At 65.9% G+C, this 20491-nt stretch carries 20 protein-coding genes; 7 read left to right on the top strand and 13 right to left on the bottom strand.

The window, feature by feature from the left end; translation table 11 throughout:
• The first annotated feature begins 6 nt into the window (after positions 1 to 6).
• The 4 genes from grxC (at position 7) to ACQR1F_RS14735 (ending at position 2219) form a co-directional block, all read left to right on the top strand.
• Positions 7 to 282, top strand: coding sequence for a glutaredoxin 3 (gene grxC, locus ACQR1F_RS14750; RefSeq protein WP_316216850.1), 276 nt, complete (start codon positions 7 to 9; stop codon positions 280 to 282).
• The gene (locus ACQR1F_RS14745) at positions 279 to 1157 is read left to right on the top strand and encodes a carbon-nitrogen hydrolase family protein (RefSeq protein ID WP_316182888.1); all 879 of its coding nucleotides are present in this window, start codon (positions 279 to 281) and stop codon (positions 1155 to 1157) included. Before grxC ends, ACQR1F_RS14745 begins: the two co-directional genes overlap by 4 nt.
• Positions 1154 to 1642 (top strand): DUF1178 family protein, encoded by a 489-nt coding sequence (locus tag ACQR1F_RS14740; protein WP_434913352.1) that lies wholly within the window; start codon positions 1154 to 1156, stop codon positions 1640 to 1642. The genes ACQR1F_RS14745 and ACQR1F_RS14740 overlap by 4 nt, the downstream gene beginning before the upstream one ends.
• A 139-nt stretch (positions 1643 to 1781) precedes the next feature.
• Positions 1782 to 2219, top strand: a complete 438-nt coding sequence (locus ACQR1F_RS14735) for an EamA family transporter (protein WP_316216851.1) — start codon at positions 1782 to 1784, stop codon at positions 2217 to 2219.
• Here the strand turns inward: ACQR1F_RS14735 and ACQR1F_RS14730 are convergent, their stop codons facing one another.
• From ACQR1F_RS14730 to ACQR1F_RS14705, 6 genes are all read right to left on the bottom strand, one after another.
• Complete coding sequence (locus ACQR1F_RS14730; RefSeq protein ID WP_315800622.1) at positions 2220 to 3119, bottom strand: EamA family transporter; 900 nt, start codon at positions 3117 to 3119, stop codon at positions 2220 to 2222.
• 201 nt (positions 3120 to 3320) lie between these two features.
• The gene (locus ACQR1F_RS14725; RefSeq protein WP_316239163.1) at positions 3321 to 4040 is read right to left on the bottom strand and encodes a ribonuclease activity regulator RraA; all 720 of its coding nucleotides are present in this window, start codon (positions 4038 to 4040) and stop codon (positions 3321 to 3323) included.
• Positions 4041 to 4248: 208 nt separating this feature from the next.
• Entirely contained in the window at positions 4249 to 5985 is a 1737-nt protein-coding gene (gene araD, locus ACQR1F_RS14720; protein WP_434913351.1) for an L-arabinonate dehydratase, read from the bottom strand.
• Positions 5982 to 6842 carry an ABC transporter permease gene (locus tag ACQR1F_RS14715; RefSeq protein ID WP_315800625.1) on the bottom strand — a complete coding sequence of 287 codons (861 nt, stop codon included), beginning with the start codon at positions 6840 to 6842 and terminating at the stop codon, positions 5982 to 5984. Before ACQR1F_RS14715 ends, araD begins: the two co-directional genes overlap by 4 nt.
• A gap of 11 nt (positions 6843 to 6853) precedes the next feature.
• Positions 6854 to 7618: an ABC transporter ATP-binding protein gene (locus ACQR1F_RS14710; protein ID WP_434913350.1), complete on the bottom strand. Its 765-nt coding sequence runs from the start codon at positions 7616 to 7618 to the stop codon at positions 6854 to 6856.
• Positions 7618 to 8649, bottom strand: a complete 1032-nt coding sequence (locus ACQR1F_RS14705; RefSeq protein WP_315800627.1) for an ABC transporter substrate-binding protein — start codon at positions 8647 to 8649, stop codon at positions 7618 to 7620. The genes ACQR1F_RS14710 and ACQR1F_RS14705 overlap by 1 nt, the downstream gene beginning before the upstream one ends.
• Before the next feature lie 124 nt (positions 8650 to 8773).
• On the opposite strand from ACQR1F_RS14705, the gene ACQR1F_RS14700 reads away from it, so the two are divergent.
• The 3 genes from ACQR1F_RS14700 to ACQR1F_RS14690 all read left to right on the top strand — a co-directional run bounded on the left by ACQR1F_RS14700 (position 8774) and on the right by ACQR1F_RS14690 (position 13832).
• Positions 8774 to 9484, top strand: coding sequence for a GntR family transcriptional regulator (locus ACQR1F_RS14700; protein WP_315800628.1), 711 nt, complete (start codon positions 8774 to 8776; stop codon positions 9482 to 9484).
• A gap of 321 nt (positions 9485 to 9805) precedes the next feature.
• On the top strand, positions 9806 to 10240 hold the full coding sequence (locus ACQR1F_RS14695) for a response regulator (protein WP_315800629.1): 435 nt from the start codon (positions 9806 to 9808) through the stop codon (positions 10238 to 10240).
• Positions 10221 to 13832, top strand: coding sequence for a PAS domain S-box protein (locus ACQR1F_RS14690; protein WP_434913349.1), 3612 nt, complete (start codon positions 10221 to 10223; stop codon positions 13830 to 13832). Before ACQR1F_RS14695 ends, ACQR1F_RS14690 begins: the two co-directional genes overlap by 20 nt.
• Before the next feature lie 99 nt (positions 13833 to 13931).
• Here ACQR1F_RS14690 and ACQR1F_RS14685 read toward each other — a convergent pair whose 3' ends face one another.
• The 7 genes from ACQR1F_RS14685 to ACQR1F_RS14655 all read right to left on the bottom strand — a co-directional run.
• A complete protein-coding gene (locus tag ACQR1F_RS14685; RefSeq protein ID WP_315717165.1) occupies positions 13932 to 14567 on the bottom strand; it encodes a response regulator transcription factor in 636 nt (211 codons plus the stop codon).
• Between the two features lie 461 nt (positions 14568 to 15028).
• Positions 15029 to 15538: a response regulator gene (locus ACQR1F_RS14680; protein WP_315800631.1), complete on the bottom strand. Its 510-nt coding sequence runs from the start codon at positions 15536 to 15538 to the stop codon at positions 15029 to 15031.
• A 196-nt stretch (positions 15539 to 15734) separates the two neighbouring features.
• Positions 15735 to 16058, bottom strand: coding sequence for a PilZ domain-containing protein (locus ACQR1F_RS14675; RefSeq protein WP_315800632.1), 324 nt, complete (start codon positions 16056 to 16058; stop codon positions 15735 to 15737).
• Between the two features lie 34 nt (positions 16059 to 16092).
• Entirely contained in the window at positions 16093 to 16962 is an 870-nt protein-coding gene (locus ACQR1F_RS14670) for a CheR family methyltransferase (protein WP_315800633.1), read from the bottom strand.
• 29 nt (positions 16963 to 16991) lie between these two features.
• Entirely contained in the window at positions 16992 to 17381 is a 390-nt protein-coding gene (locus tag ACQR1F_RS14665; RefSeq protein WP_315716971.1) for a response regulator, read from the bottom strand.
• 30 nt (positions 17382 to 17411) lie between these two features.
• Entirely contained in the window at positions 17412 to 17885 is a 474-nt protein-coding gene (locus tag ACQR1F_RS14660; RefSeq protein WP_315800634.1) for a chemotaxis protein CheW, read from the bottom strand.
• A gap of 26 nt (positions 17886 to 17911) precedes the next feature.
• Positions 17912 to 20491 (bottom strand): hybrid sensor histidine kinase/response regulator (locus ACQR1F_RS14655; RefSeq protein WP_434913348.1); only part of this gene is annotated, 2580 nt, incomplete at its 5' end.

Here is a 20491-nt window from a genome sequence, read left to right as displayed (position 1 = left end):
CGCGACATGACCGCTGCGATCGAAATCTATACCCGTCCGGGGTGCGGCTACTGCACGGCCGCCAAATCGCTCCTGACCCGCAAGAACGTTCCCTTTACCGAGCATGACGCGGGCAGGGATCCGACGATTCGGCAGAAGATGTATGATCGTGTCGGCCCGGGCTCGACCTTTCCGCAGATCTTCATCGGCCAGACCCATGTCGGCGGCTGCGACGATCTCTATGCGCTCGATCGCGAGGGCAGGCTCGACGCCATGCTGGCGGGAGACAAGGCGACATCATGAGCAACGACCGCAGCTTTACCGCCGCCATGGTGCAGATGCGCACCTCGCTCCTGCCCGAGCCGAGCCTCGAACAGGGCACAAGGCTGATCCGGGAAGCGGTGGCGCAGGGCGCGGAGTACGTCCAGACGCCGGAAGTGAGCAACATGATGCAGCTCAACCGGACGGCGCTGTTCGAGCAGCTCAAGAGCGAGGCGGACGATCCCTCGCTCAAGGCCTATCAGGCGCTCGCGAAGGAGCTGGGCATCCATCTGCACATCGGATCGCTGGCGCTGCGCTTCTCGGCAGACAAGGCCGTGAACCGCTCGTTCCTGATCGGGCCCGACGGCAACGTGCTGGCGAGCTACGACAAGATCCACATGTTCGACATCGACCTGCCGGGCGGCGAGAGCTATCGCGAGTCCGCCAATTATCAGCCGGGCGAGACGGCCGTGATCTCGGATCTGCCCTGGGGCCGTCTGGGGCTGACGATCTGCTACGACGTGCGCTTCCCGGCGCTGTATCGCGCGCTGGCCGAGAGCGGCGCCTCGTTCATCAGCGTGCCCTCAGCGTTCACCCGCAAGACCGGCGAGGCGCACTGGCACACGCTGCTGCGCGCCCGGGCCATCGAGACCGGCTGCTTCGTGTTCGCCGCCGCCCAATGCGGCGTGCACGAGAACAAGCGCGAGACCTTCGGGCATTCGCTGATCATCGATCCCTGGGGTGAGATCCTCGCGGAGGGCGGCGTCGAGCCCGGCGTCATCATGGCGCGGATCGATCCCGCGCGGGTCGAGAGCGTGCGCCAGACCATTCCTTCGCTGCAGCACGGCCGCCGGTTCGGCATCGCCGACCCCAACGCGGGTCCGGACTATCTGCACCTGGTGCGGGGCTCGGCATGATTCGCTACGCGCTGCGCTGCGAGCGTGACCACACGTTCGAAAGCTGGTTCCAGAGCTCCTCGGCCTACGATTCGCAGGTGAAGCGCAAGCTGGTGGAATGCCCGACCTGCGGCTCGACCAAGATCGAGAAGGCGATCATGGCGCCGCGCATCGTCAGCAAGAAGGGCCGCGACGCGGCGCCCGTGCCTGCCGCGCCTGCTCCGGTACCGACGCCCGCCCAGGAGGTCATTCCGCCCGGATCGACGTCGCTGATGATGGCGCAGGAGCGCGAGCTGCGCGCCAAGCTCAAGGAGCTGCGCGACCACATCGTCAAGAACGCCGACGATGTCGGCGAGCGTTTCCCGACGGAGGCGCGCAAGATGCATTACGGCGAGACCGAGCACCGGCCGATCTATGGCGAGGCTTCGCTCGACGAGGCCCGCGAACTGATCGAGGAAGGCATCGAGGTCGCGCCGATCCCGGTGCTGCCCGACGACCGGAATTGACCGGCGGGGCTCGTCACTCGGCGGCAGCCGGCAGTGATGCGCGCACGATCTCGGCAATCTTTCCGGCATTGCGAGCGCCGCGAAGCAATGACGGTTGAAATGTCTCGACCTCAACTGCGACCTTCCTCCGAGAGATGAGATGTTCCCGCTCTCCTCCTCCTGGCAGCTCTGGGCCCTCCTCTCGGCTCTGTTCGCGGCCCTCACCGCCATCTTCGCCAAGGTTGGCGTCGAGGGTCTCAACTCCGATCTCGCCACGCTGATCCGCACCGCGATCGTGCTGGTGACGCTGGCGCTGATCCTGTTCGCGACCGGCCAGCTGACGAGCCCCGGCCCGATCTCGATGAAGAGCTGGCTCTTCCTGACGCTGTCGGCGCTCGGCACCGGCGCCTCGTGGCTGTGCTATTTCCGCGCCCTGAAGCTCGGGCCGGCGACGCTGGTCGCGCCGATCGACAAGCTCAGCGTCGTGCTAGTCGCCTTGTTCGGGGCCGTGTTTCTCGGCGAGCGACCGAGTCCCCAGGGCTGGATCGGCATCGCGCTGATCGCGGCCGGTGCCGTGCTGATCGCGCTCAAGGGTTGACTACACCGCGATCAGCAGCGCCACCCCGGCGACGATCAGCGCGATGCCGCCGATCTCGCGCAGCGAAACCGGCTGCTTGAACGAGTAGTACGACACGCCTTGCGCGAACAGCACCTCGATCAGCGCCAGCGTGCGGACATTGGCGGCCGCGGTCAGCGCAAACGCCAGGAACCAGAATTGCGACGCGAAGGCGCCGACGAAGCCGGCCATCATCGACGGCCGCCACAGCGACAGGATCCCGCGCAGGATGCCGGGGGCGCGCGCCAGCAGATAGACGGTGAGGAGCGCCGTCTGCACGAACAGGCCCCAGACCAGCGTGTAGGACGCCGCCGTGACGAAGGAGACGCCGTCGACGGTGATGATGGCACCGCGGAAGCCGACGGCCGACAAGGCGAACGCGGCGGCTGCGACCAGTCCGGTCACCGTCGGCTTCAACTCTGCGAAGCCCTTCTCGCCACCGGGACGCAGCGCGGTGATAACGACGCCGATGGTGGCGATCAGGATGGCGACCAGCTTCGGCAGCGAGAGCGGATCACCGAGGAAGATGAAGCCGAAGATCGCGGTCTGGATCGCCTCGGTCTTCAGATAGGCGGTGGTGACGACGAACGAGCGATCGGTCATCGCCAGCAGCATCAGCCCGGTGGCGATGATCTGGCTGAGCGCGCCGAGCAGCAGCCACGGCCAGAACACAGCAGGCGGCCATGGCAGATGGTCGCCGGTGGCCAGCAGCACCACGGTCAGGAACACCAGCGAGAACGGAAAGCCGAACAGGAAGCGGATATTGGTCGCACCCCAGGTGCCGAGCTTCGCCGTCAGCGACCGCTGCATCGCGTTGCGCGCGACCTGGCCGGCGGCGGCGACCAGGGTGAAGGGAATCCAGAGGGAGGCGATGGAGAGCATGGGGCACGGAGCGGCTATGAGGGCCGGCCACCGTGACCAGCGCGGAGCGCTCGGTCAACAGCGCACGTGGCGATTCAGCCGCATGTCAGGCTTGCAGCTCTCGCTGGATGGGCGGGCATTTTCGGCGCTTTGTGGTACGCTCGCGCCACAACAACGGTGTCGTCCCTGCGTTCGCAGGGACGACACCGGAATTTGGAGCGGCTACCTGTTGTTCTTCGCGCGCCATGCCGCGAAGTCGGCGGGCGTCTGCGGGTCGGTTGCCGGATAGAGGCCGAGGATCGAGCGGCCCTTGGCAACTTCCTCGGCAACGAAATCCTCGAACGCGGTCATCTCGAACGTCTCGTCCGCGATCTCGTCGGCGAGATGGGCTGGGATGACGATGACGCCGTCGGAATCGCCGAGGATGACGTCGCCGGGAAACACCGGGGCGTCGCCGCAGGCGATCGGGCCATTGATCTCGATGGCATGATGCAAGGTGAGATTGGTCGGCGCGCTCGGGCGCTGGTGGAAGGCGGGGATGCCGAGTCTCGCGATGTCGGCGGCATCACGGAAGCCGCCGTCGGTGACGACGCCGGCGACGCCGCGCTGCTGCAGCCGGCTGACCAGGATCGCGCCGGCCGAAGCAGCGCGCGCGTCCTTGCGGCTGTCCATCACCAGCACGGCGCCGGGCGGACAATCCTCGACCGCCTTGCGCTGCGGATGGCCGCGGTCGCGAAACACTTCGATCGTGTTGAGATCCTCGCGCGCCGGGATGTAGCGCAGCGTGAAGGCCTCGCCGACCATGGTCGGCTGCGCCGGGCTGAGCGGATGGACGTTCTGGATGCACTGGATGCGCAGGCCGCGCTTGAACAGCGCGGTGGCGACGGTCGCGGTCGAGACGGTCTTGAGCTTGTTGCGGGTGGCGGTGCTGAGTCTGGTCATGTCTTGGTCTTGCTCGCTGCGCTCCCTCCCCCTTGCGGGGAGGGGTTGGGGGTGGGGCCCACATCAATGGTGTCGCTTGGGGCTCCCCCCCTCCCCAGCCCTCCCCCACAAGGGGGGAGGGAGCGCACCTTTGTTGCGGTGATAGCTCGAATCCCAATCTCGAAGTTCCAGACTCAGGCTTCGCCTGCCTAGGAACGACAATCACTAACTAATAAATAGCCGGCTCGCCCACCGGCGCGCCGAAGCCGGTTTCCAGGAAGTCGAAGTCGCAGCCATCATTGGCCTGCCTGATGTGGCGGGCGAACATCCAGCCATAGCCGCGCTCGAAGCGCGGCGTGGGCGGCTGCCATTCGGCACGGCGGCGGGCCAGCTCGTCCTCGGGAACGTCGAGATCGATGGTGCGGGCGGCGACGTCGAGCGTGATGAGATCGCCGTTGCGCACCAGCGCCAGGGGACCGCCGATATAGGACTCTGGCGATACGTGCAGGATGCAGGCGCCGTAGCTGGTGCCGCTCATGCGAGCGTCCGACAGGCGCACCATGTCGCGGACGCCCTGCTTCACCAGCTTGGTCGGGATCGGCAGCATGCCCCATTCCGGCATGCCCGGGCCGCCCTGCGGCCCGGCATTGCGCAGGATCAGCACATGATCAGCGGTAACATCGAGATCGGGATCGTCGATCGCCTTCTTCATCGACGGATAGTCGTCGAACACCAGCGCCGGGCCGGTATGCTTGAGGAAGCGTGACTCGCAAGCCGAAGGCTTGATGACGCAGCCGTCCGGCGCAAGATTGCCCTTGAGCACGGCGAGTGCGCCCTCGCGGTAGATCGGGTTGGACTGCGGACGGATGACGTCGTCGTTGTAGACGCCGGCATCCGCGATGTTGTCACCGAGCGTACGGCCGTTGACGGTGAGGCATTCGAGATGGAGGTGCTCCGTCATCCGGTTCATCAGTCCCGGCAAGCCGCCGGCGTAGTAGAAGTCCTCCATCAGATAGGTGTCGCCGCTCGGCCGCACATTGGCGAGCACCGGCACCTTGCGGCTCGCGGCCTCGAAATCATCGAGGCCAATGTCTGCACCCGCGCGGCGCGCCTGCGCGATCACATGGATGATGGCGTTGGTCGAGCAACCCATTGCCATCGCCACCGCGATCGCGTTCTCGAACGCGGCCTTGGTCTGGATCTTCGACGGCGTCAGGTCCTCCCACACCATCTCGACGATGCGGCGGCCGCATTCCGAGCTCATCCGGATGTGCTCGGCATCGGCGGCGGGGATCGACGAGGCGCCCGGGAGGGTCATGCCGATCGCTTCCGCGATCGCAGTCATGGTCGACGCCGTGCCCATGGTCATGCAGGTGCCGTGGCTGCGGGCGATACCCGCCTCCATCGCATTCCAGTCGGCGTCCGACAGCTTGCCGGCGCGGCGCTCGTCCCAGTATTTCCAGGCGTCGGAGCCGGAGCCGAGCGTCTTGCCTTTCCAATTGCCGCGCAGCATCGGCCCCGCGGGAAGATAGATCGCCGGCAGGTTCATGCTGGTGGCGCCGAGCAGCAACGCCGGCGTGGTCTTGTCGCAGCCGCCCATCAGTACCACGCCATCGACGGGATGGCTGCGCAAGAGCTCCTCGACATCCATCGCCAGCATGTTGCGATAGAGCATCGTGGTCGGCTTCAACAGCGACTCCGACAGCGACAGCGCCGGCAGCTCGATCGGGAAGCCGCCGGCCATCAGCACGCCGCGCTTGACGTCGTCGACGCGCTGCTTGAAGTGCATGTGGCAGGGCTGCGCATCCGACCAGGTGTTGACGATGGCGATGACCGGGCGGCCCTTCCATTCCTCCTGGGCGTAGCCCATCTGCATCACCCGCGAGCGGTGGCCGAAGGAGCGGAGATCGTCGGGCGCGAACCAGCGCGCGCTGCGCAGCTGATCGGGTTGCTTGCGGTCGGTCATGATTGGGTGCCCCAGGTCAGCACGGTCTTGCGCTCGATGGTCCGGAAGATCAGGTTCTCGACCACGAGACCGATCAGGATCACGGTCAGGAGGCCGGCGAACACCGCCGGGATTTCGAGCAGGTTGCGGTTCTCGAAGATGAACCAGCCGAGACCGCCCTGGCCAGAGGAGACACCGAAGACCAGCTCCGCGGCAATCAGGGTGCGCCAGGCAAAGGCCCAGCCGATCTTCAGGCCGGTGAGGATGGCCCCGAACGCCGCCGGGATCAGGATGCGGATCACGTAGGAGAAGCCGGTGAGGCCATAGTTGCGGCCGACCATGCGCAGCGTGTTCGACACGCTCTTGAAGCCCGAATGGGTGTTGAGCGCGACCGGCCACAGCACCGAATGGATCAGCACGAACACGAGACTGCCGCTGCCGAGCCCGAACCAGATCAGGGCCAGCGGCAACAGCGCGATCGCCGGCAAGGGATTGAACATCGCCGTGATCGTCTCGAGGAAATCGGTGCCGATGCGGGTCGAGATCGCGAGCACAGTCAGGATCGCCGCGAGAACGATGCCGGCGGCATAGCCCATGAACAGCACCTTCAGCGAGGTCCAGACGCGCATCGGAATGGTGCCGTCGCGGACCTTCTCCCACAGCGCCGCGATGGTGTCGGAGAAGGTCGGGAACAGCAGGGGATTGTCGAGATAGCTGCCATAGGCCTGCCAGATCGCGGCGAGCAGGACAATGATCAGGGTCTTGCGCACGAAGCCGTCGTTCCACAGCAGCTCGAGCACGCCGAGCTTGCGCGCGACATCTGCAGGCGCGGCGCTCGCGGCCGACGTATCACGCAGGATGATCTTGGCTTCAGCCATGGGCGCCGTCCTCAATGCGTCGTTGCGGGTTCGGAGAACAAGAGATCATGGATCTGCTTCTCCAGGCGCGCCGCGCTGCCGTCCTCGGCCGACACCTTGTCGACGTCGATGACCTCGGCCTTGACCCGGCCGGGATGCGGCGACAGCAGCAGGATGCGGTTGCCGATCTTGATCGCCTCCGCGATCGAATGCGTCACGAACAGCACCGTGAACTTGGTCTCATTCCAGAGCTGCAGCAGCTCGTCCTGGCAGGTCCGCCGCGTCAGCGCATCGAGCGCCGCGAACGGCTCGTCCATCAGCAGGATGTCCGGCTCCATCGCCATGCCCCTGGCAATTGCGACGCGCTGCTTCATGCCGCCCGACAGCGTGTGCGGATAGGCATCGACGACGCGCGTCAGCCCGACCTTTTCGATGTAGGCGCTGGCGCGGCTCTCGGCCTCCTTGCGCGGCATGCGTCGCGCCGTCAGCAGTGGAAACATGACGTTGGCGAGCACGGTCTTCCAGGGCAGCAGCTGGTCGAACTCCTGGAAGATCATCATGCGGTCGGCGCCGGGCCCGGTGATCTCGCGGCCGTTGATGCGCATCCGGCCTTCGCTCGGCTTGATGTAGCCGCCGACCGCCTTCAGCAAGGTCGACTTGCCGCATCCCGACGGCCCCAGCAGCACGAAGCGGTCGGAGCGGTCGACGGAGAAGCCGACCCGCTCCGTCGCGGTGATCACCGCGCTGGAGGTCTTGTAGCGGAGGGTGACGCCATCGACGTCGAGCAGCGCGGACATCAGTTGCCCTTCAGATCATGCGCGACCGGCAGATAATAGTCGGTCCAGGCCTTGGGCTGGGTCTTGATGGTGCCGATCTTGGCGAGATGGGCGGCGAACTTCATCGTGCCCTGCGGCTCCAGATTCCATTCCATCATGCCGGGCTCCTTGAGCCAGGCAAGCAGGTCCTCGACCGAGGTCTTGTCGCCGGTGATCTCCTTGTAGATATCAACCGCCGCTTTCGTATCGCTACGGATGAAGTCCTGCGCTTCCTTGGTGGCGTCGCGCACCGCCTGGATGATCTTCGGATTGGCGTCGGCGAACTTCGTCGTGGTGAAGAACTGCGCCTGGCTGAGCGGCCCGCCCATCACGTCGGCCGAATTCAGCACGACATGCGCACCGGGCACGTTCTTCAATTCGAGGAACGTGTAGGGCGGGATCGAGAAATGATTGTGCACCTCGTGCTGCGGATTCGACAGCGCCGTATAGGCGTCGGGGTGACCGAGCTGCACGGTGTTGGCGTCGAGTTTGTTCCACTGATCGGCGCCGAACGCCTCGGCGGCCGCGATCTGCAGCACGATGGCTTGGGTCGAGACCTTCACGGTCGGCACCGCGATCTTGTCGCTGGGGCCAAAATCCTTGATCGACTTGATGTTGGGATCGCGGCTGATCAGGGTCATCGGCTGCGCCGAGGTCGCGACGATGCCCTTCACGCCACCGCGGGTGCGATCCCACAGCAGCAGCAGATTGCCGGTGCCGGTGTTGAGGATGTCGACGCTGCCCGACAGCAGCGCATCGGTCTGCGCGCCGCCGCCGGAGAAGGTCAGCCATTTGGTGGTGACGCCGGGCACGCCGAGCGCGGCAGCATGCTTCTCGATCAGCTTGTTCTTCTCGATGATGTGGCTCGGCATGTAGAAGATGCCGGGCTGGCGCGACAGCGAGATTTCGGTCTTCTGCTGGGCCTGCGCGGCGTCATTCCAGGCCGGCGCGACCAGCAGCGCGGCCAGCAGGCCGGCGGCTCGTGCGGCCGAGCGCGCGAACTTCTCGAACATGGGACATCCCTCCTCGCGTGCCGGCTCCTTCTTGACGGCCGGCGGGGAGATGCACTAATGCATTAGTGCATCTCTGACAAGGGCTGTTCTCCCCCTGCGACATTCGAGCCGGACGTCCGACCCCATGGCATTGCCTGCGACGCCTGCTGCGGTTCTACCGCCCGAACGGCTCGATCCGAGCCGGCGCGCGGCACCGCAGGTCTTCGAGCGGTTGCGCGACCAGATCATCGCCCTGGCGCTGCCACCGGGAGCACCATTGTCGCGGCCGGCGCTGCAGGCCGAGTTCGGCCTCAGCTCGACGCCGATCCGCGACGCGCTGATGCGCCTCGCCGAAGAAGGCCTCGTCGACGTGTTCCCGCAGCACGCGACCCTGGTCAGCCGCATCGATGTTGGTCGGGCGCAGCAGGCGCAGTTCCTGCGCCAGGCGCTGGAGCTCGAGATCGTGCGCCTGCTCGCGCTGCGGCCTGCGACGGCCCCGATCGACGAGCTGAACGCGCTGATCGCCCAGCAGCGGCGCTTCGCCAGGGACGGCGACTTCGCGTCATTCACGGTGGTCGACAACGCATTCCACGAGCGGCTCTACACCGCCGCGGACAAGCACGAGCTGTGGACCCTGGTGCGGAGCCGCAGCGGTCACATCGACCGGCTGCGCCGGCTGCATCTGCCGTCCCCCGGCAAGGCGCAGACGATCCTGCGCCACCACAAGCAGATCGTCGACGCGATCGCCGCGGGCCGCCCGGACGACGCGCAGACGCATCTGCGCGAGCACCTGACCGGCACGCTGAGCGACCTCGCGACCATTCGGGGCCGCTGGCCGGACTATCTCAGCGGCTAGTGGCACGCCGATACGAGCAAAACAGGAGCCCTGGCAAATCGTCCATCACCCAGATTAATCGAATGTGAAGCGTTCCAGCCTTACAACCACGGCGCGAATGCCTCAAATGCAGGCAAGAACGCCGTTCGAGCACACGCCTCGCTCCCGCAACGCAAGGCGCCCGGATTGTCTCCCGATTGGCGCGTCCGGAACAGCGGTGTCTGCCCGCGTCCCATCCTGCATGTGACTTGTCCGGCGAAACGCTTGCGGCGCGCCGCGAATTGGGCAAAACCTTACAACTGACCGTTGGTCTTGCTGCCAGCCAATCGGGAGATGCGGAGCGTGGCGAAGATTCTGGTCGTGGACGACGATCCGCTCATGCAGCTGACAATTCAGCGCGTGCTCGAACGGGCCGGTCACGTCGTCGGCATCGCCGGCGACGGCCAGAAGGCGCTCGTCCGCTTCAAGAGCGAGAGCTTTGACCTGGTGATCCTGGACATCTTCATGCCGGGCATGGACGGGCTGGAGGCGATGCGCATGATCCTCAGGCACACGCCGGGTGTTCCGATCATCATGACCTCGGGACGTTCCCACACCCCGGCCTCGATGTCTGAGCCCGACTATCTTACCATGGCCACCAAGCTCGGAGCGGTTTCCGCGTTGCCCAAACCGTTCAAACCGGCAGCCCTCCTGACGATGGTTTCCGAATGCCTGGCATCGGCAGGCGATCGGGCTACTCGACCCCGGCCAGGCCAAGATGCTGTTCCGAAATCCTGACGGCCGAACCGAAGGGCTGCTGCTCAGCAGCGCGCAGCGCGCGAGCGAGGCTTCGCGGTTCGGCGGGCGCCTCACGCTGACGACGCGGCTGGCGATCGCGATGATCCTGCTGGTCGCGATCGCGGTGTTCGCCGTCGGCTGGCTCGGCTATCGCAGCCTCGAGCGGGCGCTGTTGCCGCGCGCGCTCGATAGAATCGAGTCGCATTCGCGCCTGATGGCGACCGAGCTCGAAAACTATGTCGGCAGCGCCCGCAACGACATCAACGGCTATCGCGCCTCGCCGAATCTGGCAACATTGATACGCACACTGAAGACGGGGGCTCCCGATCCCCGCGAAGGGCTGCCGGCGCAGTCGTGGCGCGAGCGGGTCGCAACGCGCTACTTCGCCGAGCTGCAGGCCAAGCAGACCTACGCGATGATCCGCCTGGTCGGGATCGAGAACGATTATCGCGAGTTGATCCGGGTCGACCGGCTCGGGCCGGGCAACACGGTGCGGATCGTTCCGGAGAACGAGCTGATCACGCGCGGCGAGCGCAACTACATCAAGGAGACGCTGAGCCTGCCGCCCGGCGGCATCCGGCTGTCGCCGATCATTCTCGACGGCAACACGACGGACCCCAACACCGGCGTGCCGATGCTGTGCGTCGGCACGCCGGTGTTCGGGGCGGACGGCAAGCCGTTCGCGATCCTGATGGTCGATCTCGACATGCGCCCGGTGTTCGCGCATCTGCGCACGGCGGCCCGCCCGGGCGCACAGCTCTATGTCGTGAACGCCCGCGGCGACTATCTCTTCCATCCCGAATCAGACCGGGAATTCGCCTCGAAACGCGGCCGATCGACGCGATGGCAGGACGATTTTCCGACGCTCGCAGGCGCAACCGGCAGCGCCGAGGGTTTCGCGCAGATCCTGCACGACGAGGCCGATCGTCCCGGCGGCGTCGCCTTCGCGCCGGCGCTGCTCGCGGGACAAGAATGGGTGGCGGTGATCGAGACGATCCCGAACACCGCCTTCATGGCGCCCGCCCTCGCCATCCGCAAGACGGCGATCGAGGTCGGCCTGATCGCGATGCTGTGCGCGGCCGCGCTCGCCTTCGTGGTCGCGCGCTCGCTGACGCGGCCGATCAACCAGCTCACCCAGGCCGTCGAGGGCGTGGGGCGCGGCGAGACGGTGAACATCCCGCTCGAGGCGGTCGGCGAGACGGGCGTGCTGGCGCGCGCTTTCGCCCGCGTGCTGGACGAGGTTCGCACCAAGACCGCCGAGCTCGAGCGCGAGGTCCAGGAGCATTACCTGACCGAAGCGGCGCGCGACCATTTCGCCGCCCGCGAACGGCTCTACAGTGCCGCGGTGGAATCGTCGAACGACGCGATCGTGACGCTGTCGCTGGACGGCACCATCACCGCCTGGAATCCGGCAGCCGAGGCCATGCTGGGCTACTCCGCCGAGGAGGCCGTGGGCCGCCTTGCCGATTTCCTCGTGCCGCCCGAGCGCATGCCCGAGGCCCAGGACTTCCTCGTGCGCGTGGCGCGCGGCGAGCGGATCCAGCATTTCGAGACGGTGCGGATCCGCAAGGACGGTGAGCTGGTCCAGGTCTCGCTCAGCGTCTCGCCGATCAAATCACCGACGGGCCAGATCATCGGCGCCTCCAAGATCGCACGCGACGTCACCGAGAGCCGTCGGACCGAGCTGGCGCTGCGCCAGCAGACCGAGGAGCGGCGGCGCATCTTCGAGACGTCGCAGGACCTGATCCTCATCACCGACCGCAATGGCATCCTGATTCAGGTCTCACCGAGCGTGGAGACGATTCTCGGCTATACGCCAGCCGAGATGATCGGCCGCAGCGGCGCGGATTTCATCCACTCGGACGATCTGCTCAAAGCACGCGAGGAGCTGCGCGCCTCGCGCCTCGGCCTTCGGGCTCGCACCTCCGACTGCCGCTACGTCCACAAGGACGGCCGCGTGGTGACGCTGTCCTGGACCTCGAACTGGTCGGAGCCGGTGCAGCGCCACTTCTTCATCGGCCGCGACATGACCGAGAGCCGGCTGGCGCAGGAGACGCTGCGGGAAAGCGAACAGCTCGCCCGCAACATCATCGAGACCGCGCTCGATGCCTTCGTCCAGGTCGACGACAACGGCGCCATTCTCAACTGGAACTCCCAGGCCGAGAAGATCTTCGGCTGGTCGCGCGCCGAGATCATCGGCAAGGACGTCTTCGACGTCATCACGGTCGGGGATGTCGGCGAGGAGCTGCGCGCCGCGCTCGGCCGTATCCTGATGACCGGACAAGCGAGCGCGCTCGGGGGCGGCCGCCGACGCGAGGTCATGGTGAAGCGGCGTGACGGCCGCGAGTTCAAGGCCGAGCTCAGCGTGACCGCGCTGAAGACCCGCAACGGTGTCGTGCTGAACGGCTTCTTCCGCGACCTCACCGACAAGATCGCGACCGAGGAGCGGATCCGCCAGTCCGAGAAGATGGAGGCGATCGGCCAGCTCACCGGCGGCATCGCACACGACTTCAACAACATCCTCACCGTGATCACCGGCACGATCGAGATTCTCGCCGCGGCCGTGGCCAAGGAGCCGCAGCTCGCCGCGATCACCAGGATGATCGACGAGGCCGCCGCCCGCGGGGCCGATCTCACCCAGCATCTGCTCGCCTTTGCGCGCCGTCAGCCGCTGCAGCCGCGCGAGGTCGACGTCAACACGCTGATGATCGACACGGCCAAGCTGCTGCGGCCGACGCTCGGAGAGCAGATCGAGATCGAGTCCGTCTTCCAGGACGAGACCTGCGTGGCGCATGTCGATCCGAACCAGCTCGCCACGGCGGTCATCAACCTCGCGCTCAATGCCCGCGACGCGATGCTGAATGGCGGCAAGCTCATCCTGGAGACCGGCTGGGCCGACCTCGACGAGAACTACGCAAGTCTCTACGACGACGTGCGGCCCGGTCGCTACGCGATGATCGCGGTGAGCGACAGTGGCAGCGGCATTCCCGCCGCCATCATCGACAAGGTGTTCAATCCGTTCTTCACCTCGAAGGGGCCGGGCAAGGGGACGGGGCTCGGATTGTCGATGGTGTACGGCTTCGTGAAGCAATCGGCCGGCCACATCAGGATCTACAGCGAAGAGGGCCACGGCACCACGATCCGGATGTACCTGCCGCCGGGCAGCGAAGAAGCGATCACGCAGCCATCGGGCGCCGCGCCGGCGATCCAGGGCGGCCAGGAGACGATCCTGGTGGTGGAGGACGACCGGCTGGTGCGCGGCTACGTTCTCGCCCAGCTCCATGCGCTGGGCTACGCGACGCTGGAGGCGGCCAATGCCGCCGAAGCGCTGGCGATCACCAATGCCGGAGAGCGGTTCGATCTACTCTTCACCGACATCATCATGCCGGGGACGATGAACGGCCGCCAGCTCGCATCCGAGATCCAGCGGCTTCGTCCCACGCAGCGGGTCCTGTTCACCTCCGGCTATACCGAGAATGCCGTGGTGCATCACGGCCGGCTCGACGAAGGAATTCTTCTGTTGCCGAAACCGTACCGCAAATCCGAGCTGGCCAGGATGATCCGCAAGGCGCTCGCCGCGACCGAGGCTTGAAAAGCGAGGCTTGACCAATGCGGCCTGACCGACGCGGCCTGCGCCTGCGATTGCCGCTGCTCCAGAGCGCGGCCACGTGCGGGCGGCCCGGCCATCGGCTCAATTGGCGCGCGACGCCGTCATCACGATGCGGATCAGATCGGCCGCGTTGCGCGCGCCGAGCTTCTTCATGATGTTGGCGCGGTGATCCTCGATCGTGCGCGGGCTGATGCCCAGCGTGCGCCCCGCCTCCTTGTTCGAGGCCCCCGCCGTGAACTGTTCCAGGACCTCGCGCTCGCGCCGCGTCAGCGGCTCGCGGCCGGGGAAATGCAGCGAGCCGATCTTCGGCGAGGCATTCTCCTTCTGCCGCCGCGCGAACGCGCCAATCGCCTCGTTCAGACGGGCCACGATCTCACTGCCGCGGAACGGCTTCTCGATGAAGTCGAGCGCCCCGTTCTTGATCGCATTCACGGCCATCGGGATGTCGCCCTGGCCTGAGATCATGAAGATCGGAGCCGGATAGTCCTCGCCGTGCAATTCCCTGAGAATGTCGAGACCGGACTTTCCGGGGATGTGCACATCGAGCAGGATGCAGGCCGGTGTCCTGCTCCGCGCCACCGCCAGGAGCGCGGCGCCGTCCGCAAAACAGATCACTTCATACCCACCTGCCGACAAGACCATCGAGAGGGTGTCGCGCACGGCTGGGTCGTCATCGACGACAAAAATCTCACCGCGGGAAGTTGTTTGTTCGGCCATGGGCGATTGCTCTTGCAAAGGAGAAGAAACAATGAAAGCGCGTCTTATGATACCATACTCGTCGGGTGCTTTGGGCACCCGTATTTGTACGGTTTATGATCCTAACCCACAAGTAGTAGCTGCAGATCGGTGATCGCCTTCACGAGACCACGATCTGGACACGATCTCAAGGCAGTCGTCTCGAGCAGCATGCTGCCCTGCAAAACACATCAACGCCGATAGCATCATGATCGACATCAAACTCTGATCGCATCAGCGTTGCCGACGTGCACCACGCCGAACAGACATGCTCGGCGCCAGACGCGTGCACGGCTCTCTGTCCACGAAAATCTGCACGGCATTTGACACAAGACGTACAGGCGTCAGCCGGCCTTGCCCTCGTTTTGATCAGAGATCGGCGGGATTTGGACGTTGCACAGGATTGTGCACTCCGGACGGCGGCTTGCGCCGATGCGGCTCTCTCAGGACCGATGCTTCGCGGCAACACTTTCGGCTGCGACGCCGCCCCAGGTGTGAACCACGGGCAGGCCGAGCGCAGTCTTGCCGAGATTGGCCAGGCAGATGCGCAGCGCCGCCAGATCGACTGGCTTCGGCAGGCTCTGCAGGTCGATTCCGAGCGAGCGCGCGAACAGCCGGGCCTCAATTCGCTTGGCCGCGTCCATGCCGCTGATCACGATCACGGAACCGGCGAAGCGGGTATCTGCGATGACCTTGAGGACCTCGGTCCCGTCGCCATCCTCGAGCATGAGATCGAGCGTCACGCAGTCAAAGCGCTTGTTGCGCACCTCGCGGATCGCATCGCTGCACGTGGCCGCGACCGTCACGGCGTGGCCGGCCTGCTTGGCCGCCAGCGCGATCAGCGTCCGCTGCGCGGCGTCGTCGTCGACGACCAAGAGCTGCAGCGCGCGCCGCTCGCCATCATCGGCGCGCTCCGACCGGCTGGATGCAAGTTCCGAACTCATGACCGGCATTGGCCGTCCCTGGAAATTTGACCGACGTCATTGTCTTACACGTCCGAGCCTGCGGCGACGTAAAGCGGCTCTCCGAAAAACCGCCACCCGTCTTAGGACTTGCGCAGGACCCGGGCTGGCGCGTCTCTTCGTCGCTCCGCGCGCGGAAGCTTCCCAAGCCGCGGGCGAGCAATGCGCCGTGCCGCCGGAAGGCGAACTAGTTGACGGTCGCTTCCTGGCCGGCGGAGGCGTTGCCACGTTTCTTCTTGTTCTTTCCCTTGATGAACTGGATGTCCATCTCGGAGCCGTTGACCCGGACCAGCTCGCAGCGGCGGTAGGCGAGCCCCGTCGAGGACAGCAGCAGAAAGAACTCCTTCAGGTTCAATCCCTGGATCGATCCTTCGACCGTCAGCACCGCGTCGTTGTCCGAGATGGCGTTGAGCTGGCAGTCCCTGCGCCAGGTCCCGTCGATGCCCATGATGCAGACATCGTAGCCGCGGCTGAAGGTGACGCGCTCCGTACCTTTGTTGTCGTCAGACATCTTCGCGTCCTGCTCTATTGGGCTGCCGAAACATCTAGTTGCCCGCGGCCGCGATCCTGGGCATTCCCGGAGCCGGCGCCTTCGCCGCGGAAACGATCCCGCTCGGGCGATACAGGCCACGCCGGTCCGTAAGGGGCTTGAACACGTCGGTGAGGCCGACGACGGTCTCCGCGGCGCCGAGAACGAGGAAGCCGTCCGGCTCCATCAACTTGGCGAGCCGGCCGAAAATGTTGATCTTGGTGTCCTGGTCGAAATAGATCAGCACGTTGCGGCAGAACACGACGTCGAACGTGCCGAGCTGGGAGAAGTCGTGCAGCAGATTGAGCTGGCGATGCTGGACCATGCCGCGCACGTCGGAATTGATCTGCCAGAGTTCGCCCGCCTGCTTGAAATATTTGACCAGAAGCTGGATCGGCAGCCCGCGCTGCACCTCGAACTGGCTGTAGAGACCCGCCTTGGACTTCTCGAGCACCTCCTGGGAGAGATCGGTGGCGATGATCTCGATGCGCCATCCACTGAGCGCAGATCCCATCTCCTTGAGCGACATCGCCAGCGAATACGGCTCCTGGCCGGTCGAGCAAGCGGCGCACCAGATCCGGATCGACTTGCGGTTGGCGCGCGCCTTGAGGAGCTCCGGCATGATCACGTCGCGAAAATGATCGAACGGGACCTTGTCGCGGAAGAAGAACGTCTCGTTGGTCGTCATCGCTTCGACGACCTGGCTGATCAAGGCGCTCGACCCGTCCTTCAGCTTCTGGACGAGATCGCTGATGCTGGCCAGGCCGGCCTTGCGCGCGAGCGGAAGCAGGCGGCTCTCGATCAGATATTGCTTGTCGGCAGACAGATCGAGACCCGATTTGTCTCGAAGCAGTTTGCGCAGGAACTCATAATCGGGCTGGTTCACGGGCGGCCTCTTCTGGGCAGACGAAGGGATCAGGCGGATTCGGCTGACAGCGCCTGGATGAGACCGACTTCCTGGAATTTGGCGGCGACGATTTCCTTGTCGAACGGCTTCATGATGTATTCGTTGGCGCCGGCGTTGAGCGCGCGCGAGATGTGATCGATGTCATTCTCGGTGGTGCAGAACACCACCTTCGGGCCTTCGCCGCCCGGCAGCCGGCGCAGGCGCCCGAGGAAATCATAACCGTCCATGACGGGCATGTTCCAGTCGAGCAGAATGGCGTCCGGCAGGCTCTTGGTGCAGATCTCGAGCGCCCGCTCGCCATCCTCCGCCTCGACGACGGAAAAGCCCAGCTCCTCCAGGATACGGCGTGCGATCTTGCGCACGACGCTGGAGTCATCCACGACCAGACAGCTCTTCATTGTTGTCTCCCCTATGGGACGGTTGACGGGCTAGGCGGCGATTGCTGCCTTCGGCAGGAGTTCGAGCACGCGATCGACGTCGAGAATGACCATCAGCTGGCCGTCGAGGCGGTGCACGCCGCCGGCGAATTTCGCCATGCGCGGGTCGAGGTTGACGGGGTTCTCCTCCCGGCCCTCCTCGGGCAGCCGCAGCACCTCGCCGATCTGGTCGATCAGGAGACCATAGGACTCGCCGCGCAGATCGACGCCGACCGCCATCGGCGGCTTGCCGTCCTCGGCGCGGGCAAGGCCGAGCCGCGCCCGCATGTCGACGACGGTCACGATGCGGCCGCGCAGGTTCAGGACGCCTGCGATCTCCGCCGATGACAGCGGCACCCGCGTCACCCGCTCCGGCATGAACACGTCCTGGACCCGGGAGATCGGCAGGCCGAACAGCTGGCCGCCGATCATCGCGGTGACGTATTCGACGGCGGCGCCCTCGGTGGTTTCGATCTTGCTGCTCATCGCACGCTACTCCTGTCCGCTTGCTGTCACGCGGCCCGCCGGTTGGCTTCGGCGCGGGCCCGTTCCTCGATCTGTTCCTTCAGCGCCGCGATCAGGCCGGGCCGGTCGAACTTGGCGATGTAGTCGTAGAGACCCGCCTGGCGGCCGCGCTCGATCGCCGCCGGCGACACCAGCGACGACACCGCGATGACCGGCATCTGGTTCAGGTTCTGGTCGGCGCGGATCGCCTCGGTGAACTCGAAGCCGTTCATCTCCGGCATCTCGATGTCGGTGACGACGATGTCGAAGCTGTGCCCGGAGCGCAGCGTGGCCAGGCCCTCGAGCGCCGAGGCCGCGGTGCGCACCTTGTAGCCGGCCGACTTCAACACCGGCGCCAGCATGTTGCGGAAGAACGGCGAGTCGTCGACCAGCAGCACCGACTGCGTCTGCGACTCGGTGGCCATCTCCTTGCGGATGAACCAGTCGGCGAACGCCATCGGCAGGAAGTGGCCGACGTCGATCACCTCGGTCGCCTGGCCCTTGATCACCGCCGAGCCGAGGATGCCGTCCTTGGCGCCGGAGACCTGGATGTTGAGCCGCTCCTCGACGATGTCGATGATCTCGTCGACCACGAGGCCCATCGCGCGGGTCTCGTCGGCGAACACCAGGATCGGCTGCGAGCCCGACGTCTGCACCGACACGCCTTCCATCTGCACCAGGGGCATCAGCTGGTCGCGATACTGCACCATGTAGCGGCCGTTGGAGATCTCGATCTTGTCGGCTGCGATCTCCTCGAGCCGCGTGACCAGCGCCAGCGGCACCGCCTTGGGCTGCGCCGTGCCGGCGCGGAACACCAGGAGCGAGGTGAGCTGCTCGCCGCCGATGGCGTGATGCGCGGCGTGCTCGTCCGACACCGCCTGCGAGGCCGAGCCGGCGGCGCCGAGCGCCTTCGCAATGCCGTTCGGATCGATGATCATGATCACGGCGCCGTCGCCCAGGATGGTGTTGCCCGAGAACATGTCGATGTGACGCAGCTTGGTCGACATCGGCTTGACCACGATTTCCTCGGTGTGGAACACGCAGTCCACCACGATGCCGAAGGTCTGGTTGCCGACCTGCGTCACCACGATGAAGCCGTTCTCCGGATCGGTCGACGAGCCGTCGTCGATCTTCAGGAGCTTCTTCAGATGCATCAGCGGCAAGAGCTTGTTGCGCAAGCGCAAGACCGCGGTGTCCTTGATGCGCTCGATGCGGTGCTCGGAGTTGGCACGCGCGCGCACCAGCTCGACGACCGACAGCTGCGGGATCGCGAAGCGGTCGCCGCCGGCTTCGACGATCAGCGCCGAGACGATCGCGAGCGTCAGCGGGATCTTGATGGTGACCGAGGTGCCCTCGCCGACCACCGACTTGATGTCGATGGTGCCGCCGATCTGGTCGATGTTGGTGCGCACCACGTCCATGCCGACGCCGCGGCCCGAGACCGAGGTGACGGCGGCCGCGGTCGAGAAGCCCGGCTCGAAGATAAACTTGTGGATCTGCGCTTCGGTCATCTTCTCGAGCTCGGCCTCGGTGACGAGGCCGTTCGCCAGGGCCTTGGCCTTGATGCGCTCGGTGTTGAGGCCGCGGCCGTTGTCGGCGATGCAGATGATGATATGGCCGCCTTCATGATAGGCGGAGAGCCGGATCGTGCCCTGCTCGGCCTTGCCGGCCGCGGCGCGCTCGGCCATCGTCTCCAGGCCGTGATCGGCGGAGTTGCGCACCATGTGGGTGAGCGGGTCCTTGATCAGGTCGAGCACCTGGCGGTCGAGCTCGGTGTCGGCGCCGTGCATCTCGAGCTCGATCTGCTTGCCGAGTTCGGTCGCGAGGTCGCGGACGATGCGCGGCAGCTTCTGCCAGGCATTGCCGATCGGCTGCATGCGCGTCTTCATGACGCCCTCCTGCAGCTCGGCGGTGACGTTGGACAGCCGCTGCAGCGGCACCTTGAACTCGGTGTCCTCGTTGCGGCGGGCGATCTCGAGCAGCTGGTTGCGCGTCAGCACCAGCTCGGAGACCATCGTCATTAGATGTTCGAGCGTGTCGACGTTGACGCGGATCGACTGGTTGGCGACCTTGTCGTTCTCGTGCACCTCGCCGTCGGCATTGGCCTTCGGCCGCGCCGCCTTCTTCGGCTCGGCCTTGGCCTCTGCTTCCGCCTTGGCAGGCCCGGCCTTGGCGACCGGCGCCGGGGCAGCGGGTTTGGGCTCAGGCGCCTTCTCATGCGCGGGCGGCATCTCGATCGCGGTCTCGCGGAAGGCGCGCTCCAGCTCGTCGAGCGACACTTCGCCCGGACGCAGCGGACGCTCCAGCGTCTGGTCGATCAAGGAGCCCTGCGTCACCGCGGGCTTGGGCGGCGGTTCGGGCGCCGCGGGCGCGAGCGGTGGCGCGGCCTCGCCGGCGGCCATGGCCGCCATGCCGCGCTCGACCATGGCTTCGAGCTCGCTGATGAGGTCGCGGTCCTCGCCCTCGGGCTCGGCCTCGTTGGCCTCGAGCTGTCCCAGGATGTCCTTGATGCGGTCGATGGTGGTGAGGATCAGCGTCACGGCCTCGCCGGTGACCGGCATGCCGTCGCGGAATTTGCCCATCAGGGT

It is taken from the genome of Bradyrhizobium sp. HKCCYLS3013 (genome assembly GCF_051167615.1).
In the GTDB taxonomy this organism is placed as follows: domain Bacteria; phylum Pseudomonadota; class Alphaproteobacteria; order Rhizobiales; family Xanthobacteraceae; genus Bradyrhizobium.
This window is presented reverse-complemented; position numbering and strand designations above follow the sequence as displayed.

Coding starts and splice junctions, on each gene's coding strand:
- grxC (WP_316216850.1), top strand. CDS start 7: ATGACCGCTGCGATCGAAATCTATACCCGTCCGGGGTGCGGCTACTGC.
- ACQR1F_RS14745 (WP_316182888.1), top strand. CDS start 279: ATGAGCAACGACCGCAGCTTTACCGCCGCCATGGTGCAGATGCGCACC.
- ACQR1F_RS14740 (WP_434913352.1), top strand. CDS start 1,154: ATGATTCGCTACGCGCTGCGCTGCGAGCGTGACCACACGTTCGAAAGC.
- ACQR1F_RS14735 (WP_316216851.1), top strand. CDS start 1,782: ATGTTCCCGCTCTCCTCCTCCTGGCAGCTCTGGGCCCTCCTCTCGGCT.
- ACQR1F_RS14730 (WP_315800622.1), bottom strand. CDS start 3,119: ATGCTCTCCATCGCCTCCCTCTGGATTCCCTTCACCCTGGTCGCCGCC.
- ACQR1F_RS14725 (WP_316239163.1), bottom strand. CDS start 4,040: ATGACCAGACTCAGCACCGCCACCCGCAACAAGCTCAAGACCGTCTCG.
- araD (WP_434913351.1), bottom strand. CDS start 5,985: ATGACCGACCGCAAGCAACCCGATCAGCTGCGCAGCGCGCGCTGGTTC.
- ACQR1F_RS14715 (WP_315800625.1), bottom strand. CDS start 6,842: ATGGCTGAAGCCAAGATCATCCTGCGTGATACGTCGGCCGCGAGCGCC.
- ACQR1F_RS14710 (WP_434913350.1), bottom strand. CDS start 7,618: ATGTCCGCGCTGCTCGACGTCGATGGCGTCACCCTCCGCTACAAGACC.
- ACQR1F_RS14705 (WP_315800627.1), bottom strand. CDS start 8,649: ATGTTCGAGAAGTTCGCGCGCTCGGCCGCACGAGCCGCCGGCCTGCTG.
- ACQR1F_RS14700 (WP_315800628.1), top strand. CDS start 8,774: ATGGCATTGCCTGCGACGCCTGCTGCGGTTCTACCGCCCGAACGGCTC.
- ACQR1F_RS14690 (WP_434913349.1), top strand. CDS start 10,221: ATGCTGTTCCGAAATCCTGACGGCCGAACCGAAGGGCTGCTGCTCAGC.
- ACQR1F_RS14685 (WP_315717165.1), bottom strand. CDS start 14,567: ATGGCCGAACAAACAACTTCCCGCGGTGAGATTTTTGTCGTCGATGAC.
- ACQR1F_RS14680 (WP_315800631.1), bottom strand. CDS start 15,538: ATGCCGGTCATGAGTTCGGAACTTGCATCCAGCCGGTCGGAGCGCGCC.
- ACQR1F_RS14675 (WP_315800632.1), bottom strand. CDS start 16,058: ATGTCTGACGACAACAAAGGTACGGAGCGCGTCACCTTCAGCCGCGGC.
- ACQR1F_RS14665 (WP_315716971.1), bottom strand. CDS start 17,381: ATGAAGAGCTGTCTGGTCGTGGATGACTCCAGCGTCGTGCGCAAGATC.
- ACQR1F_RS14660 (WP_315800634.1), bottom strand. CDS start 17,885: ATGAGCAGCAAGATCGAAACCACCGAGGGCGCCGCCGTCGAATACGTC.